This window comes from Ochrobactrum sp. Marseille-Q0166 (assembly GCF_014397025.1).
Lineage (GTDB): Bacteria > Pseudomonadota > Alphaproteobacteria > Rhizobiales > Rhizobiaceae > Brucella.
In genome coordinates this window covers 1,112,319-1,135,997 of sequence record NZ_JACJUO010000001.1, presented here as the reverse complement: position 1 = coordinate 1,135,997, position 23,679 = coordinate 1,112,319, and the positions used below count along the sequence as shown (strand labels likewise).

Genomic DNA, 23,679 nt, shown 5'->3' with positions numbered 1-23,679 from the left:
CTGGCAGGCTAAGAACAAGGAAAAAGCCCCCATGCCGAAACGTACAGATATCAAGTCGATCCTGATCATCGGCGCGGGGCCAATTGTTATCGGTCAGGCTTGCGAATTTGATTATTCCGGCACGCAGGCCTGTAAGGCTTTGAAAGAGGAAGGCTACCGCATCATCCTCGTCAATTCCAATCCGGCCACCATCATGACCGACCCGGATCTGGCAGACGCAACTTACATCGAACCAATTACCCCGGAAGTTGTTGCGAAGATCATCGCGAAGGAACGCCCGGATGCGCTTCTTCCAACGATGGGTGGTCAGACTGCACTCAACACTGCGTTGTCGCTCCGCCGCATGGGCGTTCTCGAGCGTTACAATGTCGAGATGATCGGTGCGAATGCAGAAGCCATCGACAAGGCGGAGGACCGTGCCCTGTTCCGCGAAGCTATGGACAAGATCGGCCTTGATACGCCAAATTCCATGCTCGCCAACGCGACGGAAATCAAAGACGAAGACCGCAAACTGCACGAAGCCAAACGCAAGGAAGTCAAGGCACAGTATTCGGGCGATGAGCTCGATAAGGCACTCGACAAGCTCGAAACCGAATGGCAGCTCGGCGAAGTTGAACGCAAACAGCGCTATATGAGCCATGCGCTTGCCAAAGCTGCACAGGCTCTGGATTTTGTGGGTCTTCCAGCCATTATCCGCCCAAGCTTTACGCTCGGCGGCACCGGCGGCGGCATCGCCTATAACCGTCAGGAATTTTTCGAGATCATCGAACGCGGTCTGGATGCATCGCCAACGACCGAAGTGCTGATCGAAGAGTCGGTTCTCGGCTGGAAAGAATATGAAATGGAAGTCGTCCGCGACAAAGCGGATAACTGCATCATCATCTGCTCGATCGAAAACCTCGATCCGATGGGCGTGCATACTGGTGACTCTATCACAGTAGCTCCTGCACTGACGCTCACCGACAAAGAATACCAGATCATGCGTAACGCCTCGATTGCGGTGCTCCGCGAAATCGGCGTTGAAACCGGCGGCTCGAACGTCCAGTTTGCGATCAATCCGGCCAACGGCCGTATGATCGTCATCGAAATGAACCCACGCGTCTCGCGTTCATCGGCACTCGCTTCCAAGGCCACCGGCTTCCCGATTGCCAAGGTCGCGGCCAAGCTCGCGGTCGGCTACACACTGGACGAACTCGACAACGACATCACTGGCGGCGCAACGCCTGCCTCATTCGAACCATCGATTGACTATGTTGTCACCAAAATCCCGCGCTTCGCCTTTGAAAAATTCCCTGGCTCGTCGCCAATCCTGACGACGGCTATGAAGTCCGTGGGTGAAGTTATGGCTATCGGCCGTACTTTCCAGGAGAGCTTGCAGAAGGCGCTTCGCGGCCTTGAAACAGGTCTGACCGGCCTCGATGAAATCTCGATCCCCAACATTGAAGAAGGTGACGAGAAAAACGCGATCCGCGCCGCTATCGGCACACCAACGCCAGACCGCCTGCGCATGGTGGCACAGGCCATGCGCCTTGGCCTCAGCACGGAGCAGATACACGACGTATCGAAGATCGATCCATGGTTCCTTGAGCAGATGGAAGAGATCGTCAACACGGAAGCGCGCATCCGTGAACATGGCCTGCCACAGGACGCAGAAAACCTGCGCAAGCTTAAGTCCATGGGCTTCTCCGATGCACGCCTTGCAGGCTTGATCGGCAAGGATGCCGAAGACGTCGCAAAGCTGCGCAATGAACTTGACGTTCATCCGGTCTTTAAGCGCATTGATACATGTGCTGCGGAATTCGCATCACCAACAGCATACATGTATTCGACTTATGAAACGCCTTTTGTCGGCCAGCCACGCTCGGAAGCTGAGGTTTCGGATCGCAAGAAGGTGGTGATTCTGGGTGGCGGTCCAAACCGTATTGGTCAGGGCATCGAGTTCGATTATTGCTGCTGCCATGCAGCCTTCGCGCTCAATGACGCCGATTATGAAGCCATCATGATCAACTGTAACCCGGAAACCGTATCGACCGATTACGACACTCCCGACCGCCTCTATTTCGAACCGCTGACTGCCGAAGACGTTCTGGAAATCCTGCGCGTTGAGCAGGAAAAAGGCACACTTCATGGCGTGATCGTACAGTTTGGTGGCCAGACGCCGCTCAAGCTTGCGAACGCACTCGAGAAGGCCGGCATTCCAATTCTCGGCACTTCACCGGATGCTATTGATCTCGCCGAAGATCGTGACCGCTTCCAGAAGCTATTGATCAAGCTGGGTCTCAATCAGCCAAAGAACGGCATCGCCTATTCGGTTGAACAGGCTCGCCTGATCGTAGCCGATCTTGGCTTCCCGCTGGTTGTTCGTCCGTCCTATGTTCTGGGTGGTCGCGCCATGCAGATCATTCACGACGAACGCGGTTTGCAGACCTATCTCCTCGACACCGTTCCAGAATTGGTGCCTGAAGACATCAAGGCCAAATATCCGAATGACAAGACTGGCCAGATCAACACGCTTCTCGGCAAGAACCCCCTTCTTTTCGATACCTACCTGACACAGGCTATCGAAGTAGACGTTGATTGCCTTTGCGACGGCAAGGACAGCTTTGTCTCCGGCATCATGGAGCATATCGAAGAGGCTGGTATCCATTCGGGTGACTCCGCATGTTCCCTGCCAGTCCACACGCTTTCGAAAGAAATCGTCGCTGAACTGGAACGCCAGACAGCATTGCTTGCCAAGGCGCTCAATGTTGGCGGCCTGATGAACGTACAATTTGCCATCAAGAACGATGAAATCTTCATTCTTGAAGTCAATCCACGCGCATCGCGTACTGTCCCATTCGTGGCCAAGACAATCGGTACACCAATTGCCAAGGTTGCAGCCCGCATCATGGCTGGTGAAAGCCTCAACGACGCAATCAACGCCTATGGCGGCAAGCCACAGCCGAATGCCCGCCCGCACATCGCGGTCAAGGAAGCTGTGTTCCCGTTTGCCCGTTTCCCCGGCGTTGACACGCTGCTCGGACCGGAAATGCGTTCGACCGGCGAAGTCATGGGCCTCGATTATGATTACGCTCTCGCTTTTGCCAAAGCTCAGCTTGGCGCTGGCGTTGAACTTCCACGTGAAGGTACGGTTTTCGTATCGGTTCGCGATGAAGACAAGGAGCGTGTGCTTGGTCCAGTGCGCAAACTGGCAGGCATTGGTTTCAAGGTCATGGCAACGGGCGGCACCCAGCAGTTCCTCGTTGCAAATGGTGTAGAAGCGACCAAGATCAACAAGGTTATCGAGGGCCGTCCACACGTTGAAGACGCGATCCGTAACCGTCAGATCCACCTGGTGTTCAACACAACCGATAGCGCGAGTGCCGTATCCGATAGCAAGTCGATCCGTCGTGCAACGCTGATGCAGAAACTGCCTTACTACACCACCATGGCAGGTGCAGAGGCCGCTGCCGAAGCTATTGCAGCGCTGAAGGCTGGTTCCATGGAAGTTCGTCCGCTGCAAGACTACTTCCGCGCATAAGCATTTATAGACGTAGAAAAAGGCCGCAGATGAAAATCTGCGGCCTTTTATCGTAAGATAATTTAGGCTCAAGCGCCATTACAGCGCACTTCGATCTGATTGGATCAGATCGAAGCTCTAAATGATTGGGCCCTGCCCCTGAAAAATCTACGTTTGATGAGGTAGTCGCAGCGGATCCGCGTGAAAGTCCATCTCCAAATGAAGATGGCGTGCGAACAGGCCATCATGCCCGAGACCTTTTCCAATATGAATAACGCAAGCATTCTGTAAAGGACCGGTCAGGATAGAATAAGCGCGTTTACGCGCATCCTCGTCCATTCCGTCCAGTGTACCGTCAATCACCACCCAGCTTGGATTTTGCAGGACAAGTCGCGCTAAAGCGAGGCTCTGTTGCTCGTCAGCCGTCAACGTACGGTCCCAGCGCAAAACCCGATCGATCTGTGGCTCCAGTCGCTCAAGACCCGCGAATTTAAGAATTTCAAGCACCTGCTTTTTGGAGAAATCAGCAGCATTGAGGGGATACACCACGGCATCATGAAGACTGCCCGGCGGAATATAGGGCGCATGCGGAATGAAAACGACACGATCGCCCGCAGGCAGGCCGATGCGCCCACTCCCCCAAGGCCATAGCCCCGCCACAGCACGAAACAAAAGACTGCGCTCCGATTCCGTTGCACCGGTCACGATCAGACGTTCACTGGTATGGAGGACGACATTTTTTTCTACAAGATTGAGACAGCCATCAGGCGCTGAAATCGACAGATCATCGATTGTCAGTTGTTCGGCTTCATTGGTTTCAATGCTGATCTGACGATCAAGATGACCGATCTCATCCATGCGCATGATTGCTTGACGAAAGCTCGCAACCCGCAACAACGTTGCACGCCAATCGGCAATGGCACCAAAATTATCGACGAACCAGCGCAACGAATTATGCACCTGCGTGAAGGCACCGACGGCCATCATCAATCCGCCGAAGGTCAGCCCGCCCGAAAAATAAACCGGCGCGGCAACCAGAATTGGTGCAACAATGGTGAACCAGCCATAGCCAGCCGTTACCCATGTGAGATTGGTTGTGGCAATGACAATCCGCTTGATCGCACTTAACACGGCATCAAGATCGCGATCCAGCCTGCGACGCTCATCCGCTTCGCCACGGGCTAGCGTCACAGCATCGATATGCTCATTGACGCGCATCAGCGAAAAGCGAAAATCCGCTTCACGCGCATAGCGATTGGCATTGTGATTGACAAGGCTGCGACCCACAAACCAGGAAAGCAGCGATGCAGATCCGGCATAAAATACCGCCGCCCAAACCATATAGCCGGGTATCGAGAAGCTATAGCCCCAGATATGAAAAACAAAACCGCTGGAAAGCGACCATAAAACGCCAACGAAGCTGACAAGAATGACCGTTGATTGCAACAGGTTGATACCAAGATCACTGGTCGTTTCAGCCAGATGCCGCGCATCTTCCTGAAGCCGTTGATCGGGATTGACGCCAATCTCACCCGCTTTCGCCAGCCGAAATGCCCGACCGGGTTTCAGCCACTCCCCCACCAGATCACGCGCCAGCCCGTCACGCAGCTTCAGCTTGAACATCTGGTTCAGCCAGGTCTGCGAAACATTGAGGATGAGGATGGATCCCGCAATCGCAAAGAAGATTAATAGCTGATGAAAGAAGGCGCTCAGATTGCGATCTGAAAGTGCATTATAGAAAGGAACGTTCCAACGGTTGATAGCAACCTGTCCAACAGCAATCAGCACAATCAGAACAAAAATGCCGGTTCCCAAAGCAATCAGCTGGTTTCGCACCGGCGAGACCCAGAACGCGCTCATCATCATGCGAACTTGTGAGAAAAGATCGCTGCCGTCCATCTGGTCGCTCTCCGACCGCTTCTGGACAATAGGGTCACGCGATTGCGGCTTATCCTGCTTAGACTGAGACACCAGGCTTCCTAACCAAACTTTGCAGAGATGCACTTTTTCTGGCAAAAAATCTGGGTTTCAAGATCAGACTTTCTCCAATTGGTTTTATCCAATTCCAGTGCGCCTCTATAGCAATTTTTTCAAACTTTTGCGTGATGCTTTGAGCTCTCAAGCGTAACCACACTTAAAACAACTTGCGAAAGCGATGCCTGTTCGAACGAGAGCCAGCGAAAACAATGCATCGCTCTGCTATGCGAATAGAAAAAACAAATACAAAAATACGCCTTTAGAGATAGCAAAGCCTGTCTTGTGCTGGTCAAAATTGTCACATATAGTCGAGCAATCGATTTTTCGGTCAAGTGACTTTGAGACCCGCCCGGCCTGCCGTGCTTCCTAACGATCTCCTGTCCATAAATTCGATCCACAGGGACGTGTGCGAAGCATACGGACTAACGACTACTAATGTTACAAAGGAATTTCCCATGGCTACGGGAACAGTTAAGTGGTTCAACACGACCAAGGGCTTCGGCTTCATTCAGCCTGATCAGGGCGGCACGGACATTTTCGTTCACATCTCCGCTGTTCAGCGCGCTGGTCTGGCCACACTCGATGAAGGCCAGAAGATTTCTTACGAAATCGTCGAAGACCGTCGTTCGGGTCGTTCGTCTGCAGACAACCTCGTCGCAGCATAAGTTTTGCCTCTGAGGCAGAGAAAAGGCGGGGCCCTCCCCGCCTTTTTCTTTATCCAAAACGTGCCTACGAAGCGTTTGATCGTGCTTTCCGATAAAGACATGCAGGATAACGCCTTATCAAGGCAGCCAATCTATCGGAACATGGCCCGCATCGGCAGCAACACGCACAAGCCATGATTGGATCGCCGGATAGGCGTCCATATTGAAACCGCCGCGATGTGCTTCGTGCGTATAGGCGTAAAGCGAAATATCAGCCACAGTCAGGTGATCGCCGACCAAAAAGGGCGTCTTCTTCAGCTGCTCTTCCATAACGCCGAGCGCCTTGTTTCCACCTGTAAGCGTCGATGCCAGACGTTCAGGCGTCGCGTCACGGGCACGCTCCGGATAGACCATCAAGGCGCGGCGCACCGCAATATAAGGTTCATGGCTATATTGCTCAAAGAACAGCCACTGATAAACCAGCGCCCGCTCATACGCATCTTTCGGCAGATAGGACGTTCCTTCAGCCAGATGGAGAAGCATGGCGTTCGATTCGGCAAGGAAACGGCCATCTTCCAATTCCAGCAAGGGAACCTTGCCGTTAGGGTTTTTTGCCAGATATTCAGGCTTTCGCGTCGAACCGTCGATGGATGAAACACTGACATGCTTGAACGGCTTACCAAGTTTGGCCAGCAAAAGCCGTGGCTTATAGGAATTTCCGGAATCTGGCTGTGAATAGATCGTGAGCATCTTCTTCTCCTGTAGCGGAATAAAATGTCCATCAGATTGAGAGCTGTCCAATCAGTTTCTTTGAACGAATAGGTGCGTATCTCTGATGGATCACAACTTTTCGGCAACACAATCGCGCGAGCAGTCGGAATTTCTTGCGAAACCGCAAAGCTTCTGTTGCGATTCGTTTGCCAATGCGACATAGAAAACCCGCAAGACCGGACCATGCCCGGTGCCGGTTATCTGATCCTGCCATCTATGGAGATCTATCATGGCATTTCTCGCCGACGCCCTTTCCCGTGTAAAGCCATCTGCAACCATCGCGGTCAGCCAGAAAGCACGTGAACTGAAAGCCAAGGGCAAGGACGTGATTGGTCTTGGTGCGGGTGAACCCGATTTTGATACACCAGACAATATCAAGCAGGCCGCCATTGACGCGATCAATCGCGGCGAAACCAAGTACACACCGGTTGCTGGTATTCCTGAGCTGCGTCAGGCCATCGTTGCCAAGTTCAAGCGCGAAAATGGTCTCGACTACAAGCCAGAACAGGTTATCGTCGGCACCGGCGGCAAACAAATCCTGTTCAATGCTTTGATGGCGACCCTGAACCCGGGCGATGAAGTGATCGTGCCCGCTCCATACTGGGTGAGCTACCCGGAAATGGTTGCGATCAACGGCGGCACACCGGTTTTCGTCGACACAAAAATCGAAGACAACTTCAAGCTGACAGCCCGCGACCTTGAAAAAGCGATCACGCCAAAAACCAAGTGGCTGATCTTCAACTCGCCATCGAACCCAACCGGCTCTGCATACACCGAAGCAGAGCTGAAGGCCCTGACAGAAGTTCTCGTTCGTCATCCCCATGTCTGGATCCTGACCGACGACATGTATGAGCACCTCGTCTATGGCGATTTCGTTTTCACGACGCCTGCGCAGATCGAGCCTTCGCTTTATGATCGCACGCTCACAATGAATGGCGTCTCTAAGGCTTATTCGATGACCGGCTGGCGCATTGGTTACGCCGCAGGTCCACTGCAGCTTATCAAAGCTATGGATATGGTTCAGGGTCAACAGACCTCCGGCGCTTGCTCCATCGCTCAGTGGGCCGCTGTTGAAGCGCTCAATGGCACGCAGGACTTCATTCCGGAAAACAAAAAGATCTTCCAGGCACGCCGTGATCTGGTCGTATCAATGCTCAACCAGGCAAACGGCATTCACTGCCCGACGCCGGAAGGTGCATTCTACGTCTACCCATCCTGTGCTGGTCTGATCGGCAAAAAGACCGAAGCTGGCAAGGTTATCGAAACAGACGAAGACTTCGTAACAGAATTGCTTGAAGCAGAAGGCGTCGCAGTTGTTCACGGTTCGGCGTTCGGCCTTGGACCAAACTTCCGCATTTCTTATGCGACATCCGAAGAACTGCTCGAAGAAGCCTGCTCGCGCATTCAGCGCTTCTGCGCAAGCCTGCGCTAAGCACTGAATCATACAGCAACGAAGGGGCCGAAAGGCCCCTTTTTCGTATCTGCATCGCATGAAAAATCATATGACCCGGCACAAAGCCAAAAAAAAAGCCAGACAAATGTCTGGCTTTGAGTTTTGAAGGTGCCATTGAGGCAAACCTCCAGAGGGGAACACTCAGCGCGCGCAAATGGGAGGAGGAAACGCAGCGCTGAGATGACCTTTATATGCCTTGTGATTATTGTTTTTGCAACTCAACTTTATCGCAAAACAGCCATGCATTTTTTGCATAGCTGTAACTTGAGATATAATTCATAAAAATCAACATCTTACTCATTAACCACGCGGAAGACTTTCTTCACCATCACTTAATGAGCCGCCTAAACGAGAGGCACATCGCCAATCTTGATGCCCATTATAATGGCAAGCGACCTCAACCGGCCAGCAAATCAGCTCATCAGTCTTCTGTCATTAAACAATCATTCAGCTGAAACAAATTTGTCATGTGATACTCCTAGAAGGCATCTGGATCGCATTCCGAAAAGTGTGAAACGGCTTTCGGATAAAGATGCGCGTCTAACAAGAAATTAGAGTGCGGTTCTGATTTAATCAGCTCGTAACGCGCTCTGGAAATCGCAGCCTTATTCATTTCATCGCGCTGCAGGGAGCCTATCTTGCTGATCATCCAGATTACCGACACGCATCTCAGTCCGACCAAGTCGCATTTCAACAGCAACTGGTCTCCTCTCGTTGACTGGATAGCGGATCAGAAGCCGGATCTCATCATCCATACAGGCGATTTCACAATAGACGGCGCTGGCGGCGAGGATGATCTGATCTTCTGTCATGAGCTGTTAGCCGATCTTCCGGCCCCCACGCTCTGCCTTCCGGGCAATCACGACATTGGTCATCTACCTGCAAGCCGTCAGCCGGTTGATGGCAAACGCCTGCAACGCTGGCGGACGCATTTTGGCCCGGAATTCTGGTCGCTGAATTTCGGACAATGGCTGCTCATTGGTCTCAATAGCCTCATTCTTGGTAGTGGCACACCGCTCGAGGAAGAGCAGTTTCACTGGCTGGAACGGACATTGAACGAAGGTGAAGGCCGACCGGTTGCCGTTTTCGCGCACAAGCCCTTGTTTATCGACGCGCTTGAGGAAGGAGACACCGGCCTATGGGGTGTCCCACCCATACCACGTCAACGCCTGTCTGACCTCTTTGCACGTCATAATGTGCAGCTTCATGCCAGTGGTCACCTGCATAGAGCATGGTCAGGGGAAGCGAACGGAACCCGCTATATATGGGCGCCTTCGGCAGGCTTCGTCGCCCATGCAATTGATCGCGAGCTGCCAGGTGAGCGCATTGTCGGGGCTGTAATTCATGATCTTGATAATGCGGCACTCAGTGAGATCGTTGAGATCGATAGCCTGACGCATCATGTGATTGATGAGGTGATGCATGAGGTTTATCCGTACAATCTCAAACGGGATGCACATCAGTCTAAAACTGTTGCATAGCAAAAGGCCGCGTAATTAATCCTACGCGGCCTTTATTTAATTTCTGACACAAATCAGAACGTCCAGTTTCTCGCCTTCGAGAACAGGAAGTCGCGGAAGGCATGAAGCTTGGCCGAGTTCTTCAAAGCTTCTGGATAACAGAAGAATGTATCGAAGGACGGGATTTCCTCAAGCTCCGGCAGAAGCTGTACCAGACCCGATTCCTTATCGGCCATATAGTCCGGCAGAACTGCAATCCCGACGCCACGCTGCACAGCCCGACGGATCGACAGGAGATTGTTCACCTGCAAGACCGGAATACGCGAGCTGCCGTCTGTTCGCCCGGCAACTTCAAGCCAGTTAAGCCCCGTCAGATAGCTTGGTGCAGGCTCACCGAAGGTCACAACGCGATGCTGGTCAATCTCTTCGATGGAACTCAGCTTTCCATGCTTGGAAACATACCCTGCCGACGCATAGACATGCATATGCACTGTAAACAGACGACGTTGAATGAGGTCAGGCTGCTGCGGCTGACGCAAACGGATTGCACAATCCGCATGACGCATAGTCAGATCCAGCTCTTCATTATCAAGGATAAGCTGTAACTGAATATCAGGATACAGTTCAACAAACTCCTGAATACGCTCAATCAGCCAACCCGAACCAAGACCGACAGTTGTTGTGACACGCAGACGTCCCGTCGGTTTCTCCTTGCTTTCAGCAAGCTTGGACCGGACATTTTCAAGCTTCATCAACACGTCATGAGCGGTACGGTAGAGTGTTTCACCCTGCTCCGTCAGGATCAAACCGCGCGCGTGGCGATGAAACAGCGGAACGCCGACATCCTGCTCCAACGCGCTGACTTGCCGCGAAATAGCTGATTGCGACAGATGCAATGTCTGCGCGGCATGGGTAAAGGACCCCGCCTCTGCGGCAGCGTGGAAGATGCGCAGTTTATCCCAGTCGAGTGGTGCGACCACCTTCTCCCCCTCTCGTTACTCCGCAGCTTCGTGCAGCGGTTCTTGTGCAGCCAACCAGCGCTCGGATTCAAGCGCCGCCATGCAGCCCATACCAGCGGCAGTCACTGCCTGCCGGTAAATATCGTCAGTCACGTCACCAGCGGCGAAAATACCGGGAACATCCGTGGCTGTTGAATCAGGCGCAGTCCAAAGATAGCCGTTGGGCTTCTGCTTGAGTTTGCCCTCGAACAAAGAAACTGCCGGTGCATGACCGATGGCGATGAAAACGCCCTGCGCTTCGTGCACGTGTGTCTCGCCCGTAACGATATTCTTGAGGCGTACGCCTGTGACCGTCGCGCCCATTGGCGGCTTGGCTTCAGTACCGACGATTTCGTCAATCACACTGTTCCAGACGACCTTGACGTTTTCACGGTTGAGCAGACGGTCCTGCATGATTTTTTCCGCACGGAAACCTTCGCGGCGATGAACAACCGTTACACTCTTTGCGATATGCGAGAGGTAAAGTGCTTCTTCGACAGCCGTATTACCGCCGCCCACAACAACCACATCCTTGCCACGATAGAAGAAGCCGTCACAGGTTGCACAGGCAGAAACGCCGCCGCCCATGAATGTCTGCTCACTCTCGAGGCCCAGCCACTTGGCCTGCGCACCCGTGGCAATAATCAGCGCATCGCAGGTATAAACTGTCCCGCCATCCCCAATCAGGCGGAAAGGGCGAGACTTTGTGTCAACTTCGGTGATGATGTCATAAAGAATTTCAGCGCCGACATTTTCAGCCTGCTTTGCCATCTGGTCCATCATCCACGGACCCTGCACAGGTTCGGCATAGCCGGGATAGTTTTCAACGTCCGTCGTGATCATTAACTGACCACCCTGCTGCAAACCGGTAATGATAATTGGCTTGAGCATTGCACGCGCCGCATAAATCGCCGCCGTATAACCTGCCGGACCTGAGCCGATGATAATGACGGGCGCATGACGCTGTGACATGGGTAGTTCTCCGGTCCCAAAAATCGATTTGATTTGCAGGCAATGGCTCAACAGAATCGCTCCCGCACTCAATTAAGCCATTGCCCTGATATTAAGGCCAAGGTAGGTCCGTGAACCTGCCATTGCAAGGCAAGACCGGGATTTGAGCAACAATCCCCAATATCTTGTCGTCTTTGAGAGGAGCTTTGGATCACACCCGCATTGCAGCGGACAGGCTCCCGCGTTAAACACTCAGAAAACGAAGCTATTTTTGCAAAACGCTGGAGTCGGCAACCATTTATAAGACAGTCGCCAATATCTGTGCGCGCTTCGGCCTCGTGATGGCTGTGGCCATGCTGCTTCCTGCGGCCATCGACCTGCGCGATGGAAGCGACGACTGGCTGATTTTCGTGCGCTCTGCGGCTGCTACCGGTGCCTTATCGCTGCTTATTTTGCTTGCAACACAAAACCAGAATACACGTTTTACGCCGCGCCTGGGCTTTCTGCTAACCGCCTGTCTGTGGCTGACGGCAAGCTTTCTTGGCTCAATTCCGCTCTATTTCTCGCATTTGCCGATCAGTTATGCGACGGCCTTTTTTGAAAGCATGTCAGGGGTAACATCGACAGGTGCAACCGCCCTGATTGGTCTTGACGATATGCAGCGCGGTATTTTGTTATGGCGCTCTCTTCTTTGCTGGATCGGGGGCGTCGGCTTCATCGGTTTGGCGCTCTTGATGTTGCCGTCGCTGCGTGCCGGTGGCCTCGCACTTTTTCATATGGAAAACTCCGATAAGTCGGAAAAGATCCTGCCGCGAATGAACCAGATCGCGCTTGGTATCATCATCGCTTATCTAAGCCTGACAGCTGCCTGTATGATTGCCTATTTTGCCGTTGGGATGAGCATTTTTGATGCCGTCAATCATGGGCTGGCGACTGTCGCGACTGCCGGCTTCTCTACGCATGATAATTCCTTCGCCTATTATGAAGGCAACCGGATGCTGCTGGTGGTTTCGACTGTTTTCATGATTCTTTCGGCCTTGCCGTTCATTCTCTACATCAAAGCATTCATGCCCCGCCGTACCGAGCTGCTAAACGACCCGCAAGTGAAGCTCTTCTTCACGATTGTCATCGGTTTCAGCTTCATTCTGGCGGTTGTTCTGCGCCTTGGAACACATATCCCCTTTGGCGATGCGTTGATTGCAGCATCGTTCCACTTTGTTTCGGTCATCACCACGACCGGCTTCACCACGGAAGATTACTCGCTATGGGGCCCGCCAGCGATCGGCATCTTCTTCCTCGCGTGCTTTCTTGGCGGTTGCGCAGGATCGACCTCGGGCGGCATCAAAATGAACCGCCTGATTATCCTTTGGAATCTGACGCGCGCCAATCTCGCTCGCCTTGTCATGCCACATGCGGTCATAAAAATTCGATACGGTTCCTCGGAAGTATCAGGGGAAATAGCGCAAAATGTTTTGCTCTATCTTTTTCTCTACATCGCATCGCTGATCATCGGCGCGGTTCTGCTGGCTTCCCTCGGCCTGGACTTTGTATCGGCCTTCACGGGCGCGCTGACCGCACTCTCCAATGTCGGGCCCGGATTTGGCGATATTATTGGCCCTGTCGGCAACTTCTCAACCATCCATGATCCGGCACTTTGGGTGCTTTCTTTCCTCATGCTGGTAGGCCGTCTTGAACTTATCACCATCTTTATCCTGTTCACACGGACGTTCTGGATGCGCTAACGACGCTTTAAACGGTTTACATCCTGTGATTTCTTTTGGTATGAGCAGGAATACATTGCGCTACGAAGGCGCTGAGTGTTTTATAATTACAATTGACTGAAATTTCCTTGCGCGGAGTTTTATATGCCTATCAAGGCTGATCTGGATGATATCGATTGGAAAATCCTTCGGGAGCTCCAGAATGACGGGCGCATCACCAATGTCGAACTCGCTGAGCGGGTCGGAATTTCAGCTCCTCCGTGTCTGCGTCGCGTGCGCAAACTAGAGGAAAGTGGCGTCATTCGCGGCTATCGCGCCATCCTTAACGGCAATGCACTCGGTCAGGATCTGGTCGCTTTTTGTTCGGTTGGTCTCCATCGTCAGGCTGACGCTGATCTCAAGGCATTTGCAGAGAAAACGAAGCAGTGGCCGCTGGTACGCCGCGCATGGATGGTGTCGGGCGAATCTGACTTCCTGCTGCATTGCGTTGCGCGCGACCTCAACACGTTCCAGACTTTCGTTATCGAAGAGCTGACGGCAGCACCGAATGTGGATTCGGTCCGCACGGCACTGACTATTCGTCCGGTTAAGGACGAACCGCTTATGATTCTCTGATCGGTTAAACATTCCATAAGAGAGCGATAGCATCCCGGTGCAGTCGCTCTTTTTATTTGGACAGCAAATCAGCTGTTAAAGACGCGCTCATAAAGGGCGCTGATAGCACCCGCTTCTTTTTCAAGAGGAAAAGCCTCATGCACATGGGCAAGCGCATTTTCACCATGACGCTGGGCCATGACAGGGTCGGCAAGATAAGGCTCAATAGCATCACGCAAGGCATTGCCATCACCGGCTGCAACGAAGCTGCCAGTACCGTCCACGATCATCTCGGCATAGGCGCCGGCATCGCTCGCAACCACTGCGGTTTTTGAAGCCATGGCTTCAAGCGGCGTCAGGCCAAAGCCTTCATTGCGCGAAGGAGCCACGTAAAGCGTAAGACGCCGATACCAGATGCGCACATCCGGCACTTCGCCAAGAATACGGATACGGTCCGCAAGTCCCGCTGCTGCAATGCGCGCTTTCAAACCATCTTCGAATGTCTGATGTTCAGCGGTCGTGCGACCCGTTATAATTGCCGTCCATTCTGGATATTTCGGCAAAAGCGCAATCATCGCATCGACGAACAAATCAGTGCCTTTGGAATGGCGCACCCGGCCAAAACAGCCAATCGCATATTTACCCGGCAACCCCGATGCGCTGAACTGGTCATCATCGCCGACAGGCGGATGAAACCGTTTGAGATCAACACCATGCATAATCACATCATGCGGCACTTCAAGAAAGCTTCCGGAGCGGCCACTGGTGGCGATCACCGCATTCATACGGCGGATCAGCCATTTTGTGAAAGGCTTATGATGACGCTGTGCGGCTGAAGTGAACACCAGTCGCAGTTTCATACGCAAAACATCGCGCATGAATATGCCAGCCAGCATTTCGATATTGCGACGTGCATGCCAGATACGGAAACGTCGCTTCGCAGGCTTTTTCCAAAACGAGAAAAGGGCTGACCAATCAAGATGCGGAAGACTGTCAGGAAGGCCCGGTCCCATTGTCGCAATACCCAATCCATTTGCGCGCTGCAAAGGGATCAGCTGTACGATGGTTGAAGTCACGCCCGAAAGGCGGCGCTTGAAATTAGGCGCGACGACCTCAACCTCATCAACGGGAACCGTCACTTCAGTCATTAGACAAACTTGAAGCCGACAATCTCATAGGAACGCGAACCGCCCGGTGCGTTGACTTCAATCGTATCGCCTTCGCCCTTGCCGATCAGCGCACGTGCAATTGGCGAAGAAATCGAAATGCGACCTTCCTTCACGTTGGCTTCCTGATCGCCAACAATCTGATAGACCTTTTCTTCTTCCGTATCTTCATCGATCAAAGTCACGGTAGCGCCAAACTTGATTTTGTCGCCGGAAAGCTTGGTAACATCGATCACTTCGGCGCGGCCAACAAGTTCTTCAAGCTCGTTGATTCGGCCTTCATTGAGGCTCTGGGCCTCTTTTGCAGCATGATATTCCGCATTTTCAGAAAGATCGCCATGGGCGCGCGCTTCAGCAATAGCCTCAATAATCCGAGGACGTTCAACTTGTTGACGTGTGCGCAGTTCTTCCTTGAGGTTTTCGAAACCGCGAGGGGTCATCGGGAACTTTTCCATACCCAGTCCAGTCCTTTCCATCGCCCGTAGCACCGCCTTCCGGGATTAGGTGCAACGGCAGTTTGATTGCCCGCCTGATCTTGTCCCACAAAGTGTTTCAAGATCACCGTCCGACAGATGAAATCACCCACCGGAACACAAAAAGAAAACGGTCACCGAAGCAATCGCTTCGGAACCGTTAAAAGAGATGTCAGTGAAACTATAGCATTTTCGCGGATCATTTCACGAACAAAAATTTCAGCCTGTTAATTATGCATAAGAAAAGCCCTATTTTGCTTGAACGGGCCAGCTTGCAGGCCACTTTTCAGGACCACCGGCATAATTGCCGTCACAATCGCCTTTAGACCGCTCTTCAACGAGGACAAAGCGAACCTTGCCTTCCTCATCGTCTGTGGCTTTCCAGACATCATAGGTTCCACAATCGCCAATGCCTCGGCCTTTAAAAAAGGCTGTCAGGCTCTTGCTGCCCTGCGACCAGTCGATGTTCCAAGCATCATCAACGGTGGTCGGGCCTTCATCCGAAATGGTCGGCAACGAAATCGGAACCACCTTGTCGCCAGACTGGCTGTAGAAGACATAAGACTGGTTATAAGCCCCCGGCGAGCCGCATGGCATTGCTAAGAGATTCAATCCTTCGGCAATTTTTGCATTAAACCCGCCACCATTCTGAAAAGAATCTCCGCTATCCGGACCACAGGTCGAATCCTCTCCGCTGAAATCTTTGCGAATGGCCTCAGGCAATTCATTGATAGACGAAATGAGAGAGACATCCGATGCTTGCGGTGCGGGCTTGTTACCCTTCGCCTGCAATGCTGCAACCGTGCCATTAAGCGACTGCTGCTCGTCCATATAGATCAACCCGCCAACGAAGCCGGAAAGCGAATAGGTATAGGTTTTGCCATTATATTGCAGGGTCAATTTATGACCTGCTCTCATGGCATCAATGAGTTTTTTAACGTCTGCGGGATTTTCATAATAGCCTTGACCATCATCGAGCTTGATTGCCGCGAGGTCAAAAGAGATCACCGGCTTACCATCCACAGCAACAGCAAGCTTGCCTGTTTTGGCCGCCGTATCAAAGCCGGACAGACGTAACACGGGCTGCGCATTTACTGCACTGCTACGATAGAGACTGAATGATAGCGGCCCATCTCCGGCGCTCTTGAGCGCAAGTGTACAATTGGAAGCGAAGTCGCACTGAACCCAGCTATCGCGAATTTCCTTAAAAGCCGCTGAAGCCGGCCCCGAACTGACTACAGTCGCCGCAAGAACAGCGCCTGCCAGAATTGCTTTATGGCTGCTGGTAAAAAAGAACATGTAGCCCCTTCTGAAGACGTTGTAATTGCACAAGACAAGGAATCCCTTGCCGCGGTTATTAACTAATGATTATAGCATAGCCGCGAAGGGATCAGGCGCCAAGCCATTGCCCTTATCTCTTATTACGGGGCCATAATGACACGCGTTCAGGCAAATTTACTTCTTCTTTTGGCGGGTGTTATTTGGGGGATGGGGTTTGTTGCGCAATCGACGGCCATGGCAAGCATTGGCCCGTTCCTGTTTATCGGGGTTCGTTCGGCAATCGCTGCTGTCACTGTTCTGCCGTGGTCTATTGCGGAAGGCAGGCGCTCTGCACATAAGCTCAAAAACTCGAACTATCTTTATTTCATGCTTGTAGGTTCGATGCTGTTCATCGGTCTGGCCCTGCAGCAGATTGGATTGATCACCACATCAGTCACGAATGCCGGTTTTCTGACGGGCCTTTATGTCGTGATGGTGCCTGTGCTCGGTGTGATCATATTTCGCAGCTGGCCGCATCCCATTGTCTGGCCAAGCGCAGTGGCGTGTCTCGCGGGCATATTTCTGCTCTCAGGCGGCACTTTGAGTGCGCTTAAACAAGGCGACTGGCTGATTATTATCGGCGCCCTATTCTGGGCAATGCAGGTTGTTTTGATCAGCCGCGCCAACCGTGCAGGACGCCCCATCACATTGAGCTGTGTGCAGTTTGCGACAGCCGCTGTTGCAGGGTTGGCGATTGCTGTGAGTATCGAAAACATCAACTGGAATCTGATCCTGCTCACCTGGAAAGAACTGCTTTTTACCGGTGTCTTTTCCTCAGGCGTGGCCTTCACATTGCAGGCTATCGGCCAGCGCTACACGACATCCGCACAGGCAGCGATATTCCTTTCATCCGAAGCAATCTTCGCCGCCATGTTTGGTGCAATATTCCTGGGCGACCGCCTGACATTTATCGGCTTTATCGGCTGCGGCCTGTTGTTTACCGCGATGATGGCGGTGGAATTGGTTCCAATGTTGTGGAAACGCAGAGCAGAACCAATTCCGGCAGCGGCAGAGTAGCATTTCCAGCAAACGTGCGAAGCGGTTTTGCGTAGGATAATGCTCAAAATAAAGACTCTACCCTCGGAAAATCAGTGACGCACCACCTGCAATCAACGCAAAGCCAAGCACGTGATTCCATGTAAAGGCTTCTTTGAGATAAAAAATTGAGAACAAGCTGAAGATCACCAGTGTGATGACTTCCTGCATGGTTTTCAGCTGCGCGGCGGAATAGACTTCGTGGCCAATACGATTTGCGGGCACGGCAAGAAAATATTCAAACAGCGCGATACCCCAGCTGACAAAAATCACCGTTATCAGCGGTGTACTCGTAAATTTCAAATGCCCGTACCAGGCAAAGGTCATGAATACATTTGAGCCAATCAAAAGCAGGATCGGCAGAACGCTTGGCGAAATGAGTGCTAACATGGAAAGAACTTTGGGGACCGGAAGGATCATGTCGCGGTCTGGCCCTCAACCGCAACGAACTACTAGCAGATATTGATGGAGATTTCGCCAATCTTATGACCATCCATTGCCCGAAATCCGCCACAGCCCTTAACAGAACCACTGACTGTTCGTTTACGCTTATGGGCTAATATGCGGTTAAACCAGTACCAAACTGAAAGGCATGGACATGAGTTTCGCGTTGTCCAACCGCTTTCATCGCTATACATTACCAGCGGGCCTTGCATTGCTGACGCTCGTTGCCGGTTGTTCAGGTGATCGCCCGCAACGACCACAAGCTGCGATTGGCAATGCAGATGTGATTGTACCCCCGCAACCCGCGCATGAGCCACGCGTCGTTGGCCTCGCGGAGGAGATCGAAAACAATGCGAATGGGGTAACCGCACAAAGCCAGCCTCATTATGCTGGCGATTATGGTTTCACTGCACCTGTAGAAAATCCGGTCAGCACGGTGGAAAACATTTATGCGATGTCCAACGGTGAAATGGCCTGTCGCACACGCCTCAAACGTCTTGGTGTTGTCTTTACCGAAAAATCACCGATCAATCAGGGTGGAAGTTGCCGCATCGACAACCCGATAGAGGTGCGTGGTTTCAATAGTGGCGCCATTGCCTTCAAACCGGCAGCGACGCTGAACTGCGAAGTGACCGAAGCGTTTGCGCGTTGGATCAAAGGAGATCTGCAACCATCGGCGCGTCTGCGCTATCTGTCCGGGATCAATACCATTCATAACGCAGGCGGTTATTCCTGCCGAACAATGAATCATCGTCGCGGCGCAAAAATGTCTGAGCATTCCCGCGGTAATGCCATCGATGTCACGAAGATTGTGCTCAACAACGGCAAGAGCATCACGGTGCGCAAACCCGGCTTCTTCGCTTTCCGCGAAAAGGGTTTGCTCAACAGCGTCCGGTCCGATGCCTGTTCTTATTTCACAACAGTTCTCGGCCCCGGCTACAACCGCGAACATGCCGACCACTTTCATTTCGACCTGATGCAGCGCCGCAGCGGCTATCGTGCTTGCAAATAATGAAGGCCCGGACTTGTCCGGGCCATTCAACATTATTCCGAGGGAACCGGTGTCGGCTGACCACTCTTATCGAGTGCGACCATGACAAATTCCCCATGGGTTACCAGATCCATCTCCTCAGCGAGATAGCGCTGTGCCCAGGCTTCAACACGCAGTGTAATCGACGTGCGGCCAACGCGTATAATCTCGGTATAGACGCACAGAACATCACCGATCTTGACCGGCTTTGCGAAAGACATTTCACGCACCGCAGCGGTGACAACACGGCCTTTGGCACGTTCTGCCGCCCGAATACCACTTGCAGTATCCATCTGCGCCATGACCCAGCCACCAAAAATATCCCCTGCCGAGTTGGTATCTTTGGGCATGGCCTGCGTGCGTACAGTGAGCATGCCCTTCGGCGCGTTCAAATCACTCATCAATATTTCCTTCGATCATCTGAAAAGAGTCGCGCAGAGTATGCGGCAAGCAGCGAACAAGGAAAAGTGCGACATGCGCACCGCAGCCATGCAATACTGCTCTGAAAAATAAAAATATAATAAAATTGAAAATATTAATCATCATACTGAAACAAATTTGATTCATTAAAGTAAAAATAATAAATATGGAATACCGTAGTCTTATATACAAATATAAGGACATTCAAATGAAAGCAATAATAACATCTTCTATTGTTGCATTAACACTTTTATTTGCAAGCAATGCCGAGGCCGCCAATGGCCTGGCGACCGCGACTATAAATCTTAGAACCGGTCCCGGCACACAATATCCCTCGATGGGGCGCATCCCCAATGGCGTCGTGTTGAATGTGGCGGGTTGCACCAACGGATATGGCTGGTGCCGCGTCAATTATCGCGGCCTCGACGGCTGGGCATCCTCTCGCTATATCGCCGTGCAAACGGGTAACAATTACACGACGAACGACAATTTCGCTCCAACAGCCGCAGCCATTGGCATTCCACTCATTGCAGGATTGGTGATCGGCTCAGCGATCAATAACAATAACCGTTGGGATGACGGCCCAGGATGGGGGCCGCGCCCTTATCGCCCAGGCTGGGGCCCCGGAACTTACGGCCCCGGTCCCGGTTGGCGCGGGCCATCTCAATGGGGCCCACCACGCCCACATTGGGGTGATCGTCCGGGCTGGAGCGACCATCCTGGCTATCACCCGAACTTCTATGGTCCGGGCGATCGCTGGCGTCCACGTGGCCCTCGGTGATTACACTTCCTGACAGCCTGATGTCAGGAGGCACATAGAATTACAATGCGGCGTACCGGATTTGCTCCATATTTGATCCGGGCGCCCTTTTCATTTGTGCTGTGAAATTCCATATTACCCGCATGGCTTCCTCAAAAGACAAATACACTCAGGATTCGCATGACGAAGCGCGCGGCTTTAGTGAAGTGCCGCAGCGCGATCTGTCAGGCACACCATTTTCTGGCTCAATCTCCGATTGGGCAAAAGACATTGGCGAAGAGGCTGACAAGCCTCAGCCAAAAGCCAAGGCTGCAAAGCCTGCGAAAGCACCGAAAAAGGTGCCTGAGCGCAGTAAGGAATCATCGCGAAGCGCAAGAGGAACATCCATTGGCGGTGCAGCCTCCGCAAAGGAACGCGCCGCCGCCGGTCTCAACCCTGTAGCTGGTCTCGATATAAGCCTTGAAGATGCTACCGCACTGAACCCGACGGGTGCCACTGCGACCGTCAAGGCACTGTCAGACCTGATTGAATCCGGTAATCCGCTGTTCAAGAATGGTGAGCTTTGGACACCGCACCGCCCTGCCCGGCCACCGAAATCAGAAGGTGGCATTGCAATCCAGATGGAATCGAGCTTCGAGCCGTCGGGCGATCAGCCAACGGCCATTCGTGATCTGATCAGCGGCCTGGAAGATCAGGACCGCACGCAGGTTCTGCTCGGCGTCACCGGCTCTGGTAAAACCTTCACCATGGCGAAGGTCATTCAGGAAACACAACGTCCCGCACTGATTCTCGCGCCAAACAAGACGCTTGCTGCGCAGCTTTATGGCGAGTTCAAAAACTTCTTCCCGAACAATGCCGTCGAATATTTCGTTTCCTACTACGATTACTATCAGCCTGAAGCCTATGTGGCACGGTCCGATACCTATATCGAAAAAGAATCGACCGTAAACGAACAGATCGACCGGATGCGCCATGCGGCAACGCGTGCGCTGATCGAGCGTGATGATGTTATCATCGTGGCATCCGTTTCCTGCATTTACGGTATCGGTTCGGTCGAAACCTATACGGCTATGACATTCGAGATGAAGATCGGCGACCGGCTCGACCAGCGCCAGCTTCTCGCCGATCTCGTGGCCCAACAATATAAGCGACAGGACATCAACTTCGTGCGCGGCTCGTTCCGCGTCCGCGGCGATACAATTGAAATCTTCCCGGCTCACCTGGAAGACCGTGCATGGCGTATCTCGCTGTTTGGCGATGAAATCGAAAGCATCGCCGAATTTGACCCTCTGACCGCACAGAAAACCGGCGATCTGCAGTCGGTCAAGATTTACGCGAATTCGCACTATGTCACACCGCGACCAACGCTCAATCAGGCGATCAAGTCGATTCAGGAAGAGTTGCAGCACCGCCTTGCGGAATTGACCCGGGCCGGTCGTCTGCTGGAAGCGCAGCGCCTTGAGCAACGCACGAATTTCGACCTTGAAATGCTCGAAGCAACCGGTGTGTGTAACGGCATTGAAAACTATTCGCGCTATCTGACAGGACGCAAACCGGGCGAACCGCCACCGACGCTTTTCGAATATATCCCCGACAATGCGCTGGTCTTCCTCGACGAAAGCCATGTTACAGTTCCGCAGATTGGTGGCATGTATCGCGGCGACTTCAGGCGTAAAGCGACGCTGGCCGAATATGGCTTCCGCCTGCCATCCTGCATGGACAACCGCCCGCTGCGTTTTGAGGAATGGGACGCCATGCGTCCGCAGACTATCGCGGTTTCGGCAACGCCCGGCAAATGGGAAATGGAAGAAGCGGGTGGCGTTTTCGCCGAACAGGTTATTCGGCCCACCGGCCTGATCGACCCACCGGTTGAAGTACGTCCGGCTAAAAATCAGGTCGATGACGTATTGGGAGAAATCCGTGAAACGTCACGCAAGGGCTATCGCACACTCTGCACCGTGCTGACAAAGCGCATGGCTGAAGACCTCACTGAATATCTGCACGAACAGGGTGTGCGGGTGCGCTACATGCACTCGGATATCGACACACTGGAGCGTATCGAGATCATCCGCGATCTGCGCCTTGGCGCGTTCGATGTGCTGGTGGGGATCAACCTGCTGCGCGAGGGTCTCGATATTCCCGAATGTGGTTTCGTCGCCATTCTCGATGCGGACAAGGAAGGTTTCCTGCGCTCGGAAACGTCACTTGTCCAGACCATCGGTCGTGCCGCGCGTAACGTGGATGGCAAGGTTATTCTCTATGCCGACAACATTACCGGCTCAATGCAGCGCGCGATGGACGAAACCAACCGCCGGCGCGAAAAGCAGGAAGCTTACAATCGTGAGCATGGCATCACGCCTGCTTCGGTAAAGAAGAATATCTCGGACATTCTCAATTCGGTTTACGAACAGGATCACGTCCGCGCCGACATTTCCGGCTTTGCCGAAGAAGGTGCGATGATGGGCAACAATCTCGCCGCCCATCTTGAACATCTCGAAAAGCAAATGCGCGATGCCGCAGCCGATCTTGACTTTGAAAAGGCGGCACGCCTTCGTGATGAGGTCAAGCGCCTGCGCGAAATGGAACTGGCGATTGCCGACGACCCGATGGCGCGGGAAGTGGAGCTTGAGAGCCCTGTAACCGGACGAACCAAGGGGCGCCATAACGCTGGTCGCAAGATGCACCGGACTGTTGATGACGAGCCGAAAAAGTCGCTGTTCGCCAAGCCTTCGCTCGACAATATGGGACCGGGCACCGACATGGCCAAACCACTGTTCCGCAAGAACACGCTGGATGAGATGACCGTCAAGCGGACGGAAAAGCCAGCGGGTGCGGATGATGCTCTGATCCGCCGCGAACGTTCAGGTGTCGGTTCGTATGAAGATCCGGCTGAAACCGCCCGCAAAAAGCGTCGCCCCGGCAAGACTGGCCGACCGGGGCGGTAATGCCGCAAAGCTGGAAGG

General features: G+C 52.9%; 19 protein-coding genes and 1 pseudogene. 11 read left to right on the top strand and 9 right to left on the bottom strand.

Annotation, left to right across the window (positions count from 1 at the left end; all coding sequences use genetic code 11):
- Positions 1–31: 31 nt before the first annotated feature.
- Complete coding sequence (gene carB / locus H5024_RS05390; protein WP_187544365.1) at positions 32–3,520, top strand: carbamoyl-phosphate synthase large subunit; 3,489 nt, start codon at positions 32–34, stop codon at positions 3,518–3,520.
- A 147-nt stretch (positions 3,521–3,667) separates the two neighbouring features.
- On the opposite strand, the gene H5024_RS05385 is transcribed toward carB, so the two are convergent.
- Entirely contained in the window at positions 3,668–5,398 is a 1,731-nt protein-coding gene (locus tag H5024_RS05385) for an ABC transporter ATP-binding protein/permease (RefSeq protein ID WP_187546635.1), read from the bottom strand.
- A gap of 533 nt (positions 5,399–5,931) precedes the next feature.
- On the opposite strand from H5024_RS05385, the gene H5024_RS05380 reads away from it, so the two are divergent.
- Positions 5,932–6,141, top strand: coding sequence for a cold-shock protein (locus H5024_RS05380; RefSeq protein ID WP_187544364.1), 210 nt, complete (start codon positions 5,932–5,934; stop codon positions 6,139–6,141).
- Positions 6,142–6,258: 117 nt separating this feature from the next.
- Here the strand turns inward: H5024_RS05380 and H5024_RS05375 are convergent, their stop codons facing one another.
- Complete coding sequence (locus tag H5024_RS05375) at positions 6,259–6,870, bottom strand: glutathione S-transferase family protein (protein WP_187544363.1); 612 nt, start codon at positions 6,868–6,870, stop codon at positions 6,259–6,261.
- 250 nt (positions 6,871–7,120) lie between these two features.
- Here H5024_RS05375 and H5024_RS05370 point away from each other — a divergent pair, with 250 nt between their 5' ends.
- From H5024_RS05370 to H5024_RS05360, 3 genes and pseudogenes are all read left to right on the top strand, one after another.
- Positions 7,121–8,323, top strand: a complete 1,203-nt coding sequence (locus H5024_RS05370; protein ID WP_187544362.1) for a pyridoxal phosphate-dependent aminotransferase — start codon at positions 7,121–7,123, stop codon at positions 8,321–8,323.
- Between the two features lie 3 nt (positions 8,324–8,326).
- A pseudogene (locus H5024_RS05365) lies at positions 8,327–8,528 on the top strand (hypothetical protein).
- Between the two features lie 454 nt (positions 8,529–8,982).
- Positions 8,983–9,825 carry a metallophosphoesterase gene (locus tag H5024_RS05360; RefSeq protein WP_187544361.1) on the top strand — a complete coding sequence of 281 codons (843 nt, stop codon included), beginning with the start codon at positions 8,983–8,985 and terminating at the stop codon, positions 9,823–9,825.
- Between the two features lie 53 nt (positions 9,826–9,878).
- Here H5024_RS05360 and H5024_RS05355 read toward each other — a convergent pair whose 3' ends face one another.
- Together H5024_RS05355 and trxB are read right to left on the bottom strand one after the other, a co-directional pair.
- Positions 9,879–10,784, bottom strand: a complete 906-nt coding sequence (locus H5024_RS05355) for a LysR family transcriptional regulator (RefSeq protein WP_187544360.1) — start codon at positions 10,782–10,784, stop codon at positions 9,879–9,881.
- Between the two features lie 15 nt (positions 10,785–10,799).
- On the bottom strand, positions 10,800–11,774 hold the full coding sequence (gene trxB, locus H5024_RS05350) for a thioredoxin-disulfide reductase (RefSeq protein ID WP_187544359.1): 975 nt from the start codon (positions 11,772–11,774) through the stop codon (positions 10,800–10,802).
- 320 nt (positions 11,775–12,094) lie between these two features.
- On the opposite strand from trxB, the gene H5024_RS05345 reads away from it, so the two are divergent.
- Entirely contained in the window at positions 12,095–13,495 is a 1,401-nt protein-coding gene (locus H5024_RS05345; RefSeq protein WP_187544358.1) for a TrkH family potassium uptake protein, read from the top strand.
- Positions 13,496–13,618: 123 nt separating this feature from the next.
- On the top strand, positions 13,619–14,089 hold the full coding sequence (locus tag H5024_RS05340; RefSeq protein WP_007875947.1) for an Lrp/AsnC family transcriptional regulator: 471 nt from the start codon (positions 13,619–13,621) through the stop codon (positions 14,087–14,089).
- A gap of 68 nt (positions 14,090–14,157) precedes the next feature.
- Here the strand turns inward: H5024_RS05340 and H5024_RS05335 are convergent, their stop codons facing one another.
- The 3 genes from H5024_RS05335 to H5024_RS05325 all read right to left on the bottom strand — a co-directional run bounded on the left by H5024_RS05335 (position 14,158) and on the right by H5024_RS05325 (position 17,006).
- Positions 14,158–15,216 carry a glycosyltransferase family 4 protein gene (locus H5024_RS05335; RefSeq protein WP_187544357.1) on the bottom strand — a complete coding sequence of 353 codons (1,059 nt, stop codon included), beginning with the start codon at positions 15,214–15,216 and terminating at the stop codon, positions 14,158–14,160.
- On the bottom strand, positions 15,216–15,689 hold the full coding sequence (gene greA / locus H5024_RS05330; protein ID WP_187546633.1) for a transcription elongation factor GreA: 474 nt from the start codon (positions 15,687–15,689) through the stop codon (positions 15,216–15,218). The genes H5024_RS05335 and greA overlap by 1 nt, the downstream gene beginning before the upstream one ends.
- Positions 15,690–15,956: 267 nt before the next feature.
- Positions 15,957–17,006: a DUF1176 domain-containing protein gene (locus H5024_RS05325; protein ID WP_187544356.1), complete on the bottom strand. Its 1,050-nt coding sequence runs from the start codon at positions 17,004–17,006 to the stop codon at positions 15,957–15,959.
- Positions 17,007–17,141: 135 nt separating this feature from the next.
- On the opposite strand from H5024_RS05325, the gene H5024_RS05320 reads away from it, so the two are divergent.
- Positions 17,142–18,044 carry a DMT family transporter gene (locus tag H5024_RS05320; RefSeq protein WP_187544355.1) on the top strand — a complete coding sequence of 301 codons (903 nt, stop codon included), beginning with the start codon at positions 17,142–17,144 and terminating at the stop codon, positions 18,042–18,044.
- Positions 18,045–18,101: 57 nt separating this feature from the next.
- Here the strand turns inward: H5024_RS05320 and H5024_RS05315 are convergent, their stop codons facing one another.
- On the bottom strand, positions 18,102–18,452 hold the full coding sequence (locus tag H5024_RS05315) for a DMT family protein (protein ID WP_187546630.1): 351 nt from the start codon (positions 18,450–18,452) through the stop codon (positions 18,102–18,104).
- A gap of 208 nt (positions 18,453–18,660) precedes the next feature.
- On the opposite strand from H5024_RS05315, the gene H5024_RS05310 reads away from it, so the two are divergent.
- A complete protein-coding gene (locus H5024_RS05310) occupies positions 18,661–19,518 on the top strand; it encodes an extensin family protein (protein WP_187544354.1) in 858 nt (285 codons plus the stop codon).
- Between the two features lie 32 nt (positions 19,519–19,550).
- On the opposite strand, the gene H5024_RS05305 is transcribed toward H5024_RS05310, so the two are convergent.
- Positions 19,551–19,937, bottom strand: coding sequence for an acyl-CoA thioesterase (locus H5024_RS05305; protein ID WP_187544353.1), 387 nt, complete (start codon positions 19,935–19,937; stop codon positions 19,551–19,553).
- Positions 19,938–20,164: 227 nt separating this feature from the next.
- Here H5024_RS05305 and H5024_RS05300 point away from each other — a divergent pair, with 227 nt between their 5' ends.
- Positions 20,165–20,737: an SH3 domain-containing protein gene (locus H5024_RS05300; protein WP_247875212.1), complete on the top strand. Its 573-nt coding sequence runs from the start codon at positions 20,165–20,167 to the stop codon at positions 20,735–20,737.
- Positions 20,738–20,859: 122 nt separating this feature from the next.
- Positions 20,860–23,661, top strand: coding sequence for an excinuclease ABC subunit UvrB (gene uvrB / locus H5024_RS05295; protein WP_187544352.1), 2,802 nt, complete (start codon positions 20,860–20,862; stop codon positions 23,659–23,661).
- Positions 23,662–23,679 lie beyond the last annotated feature (18 nt).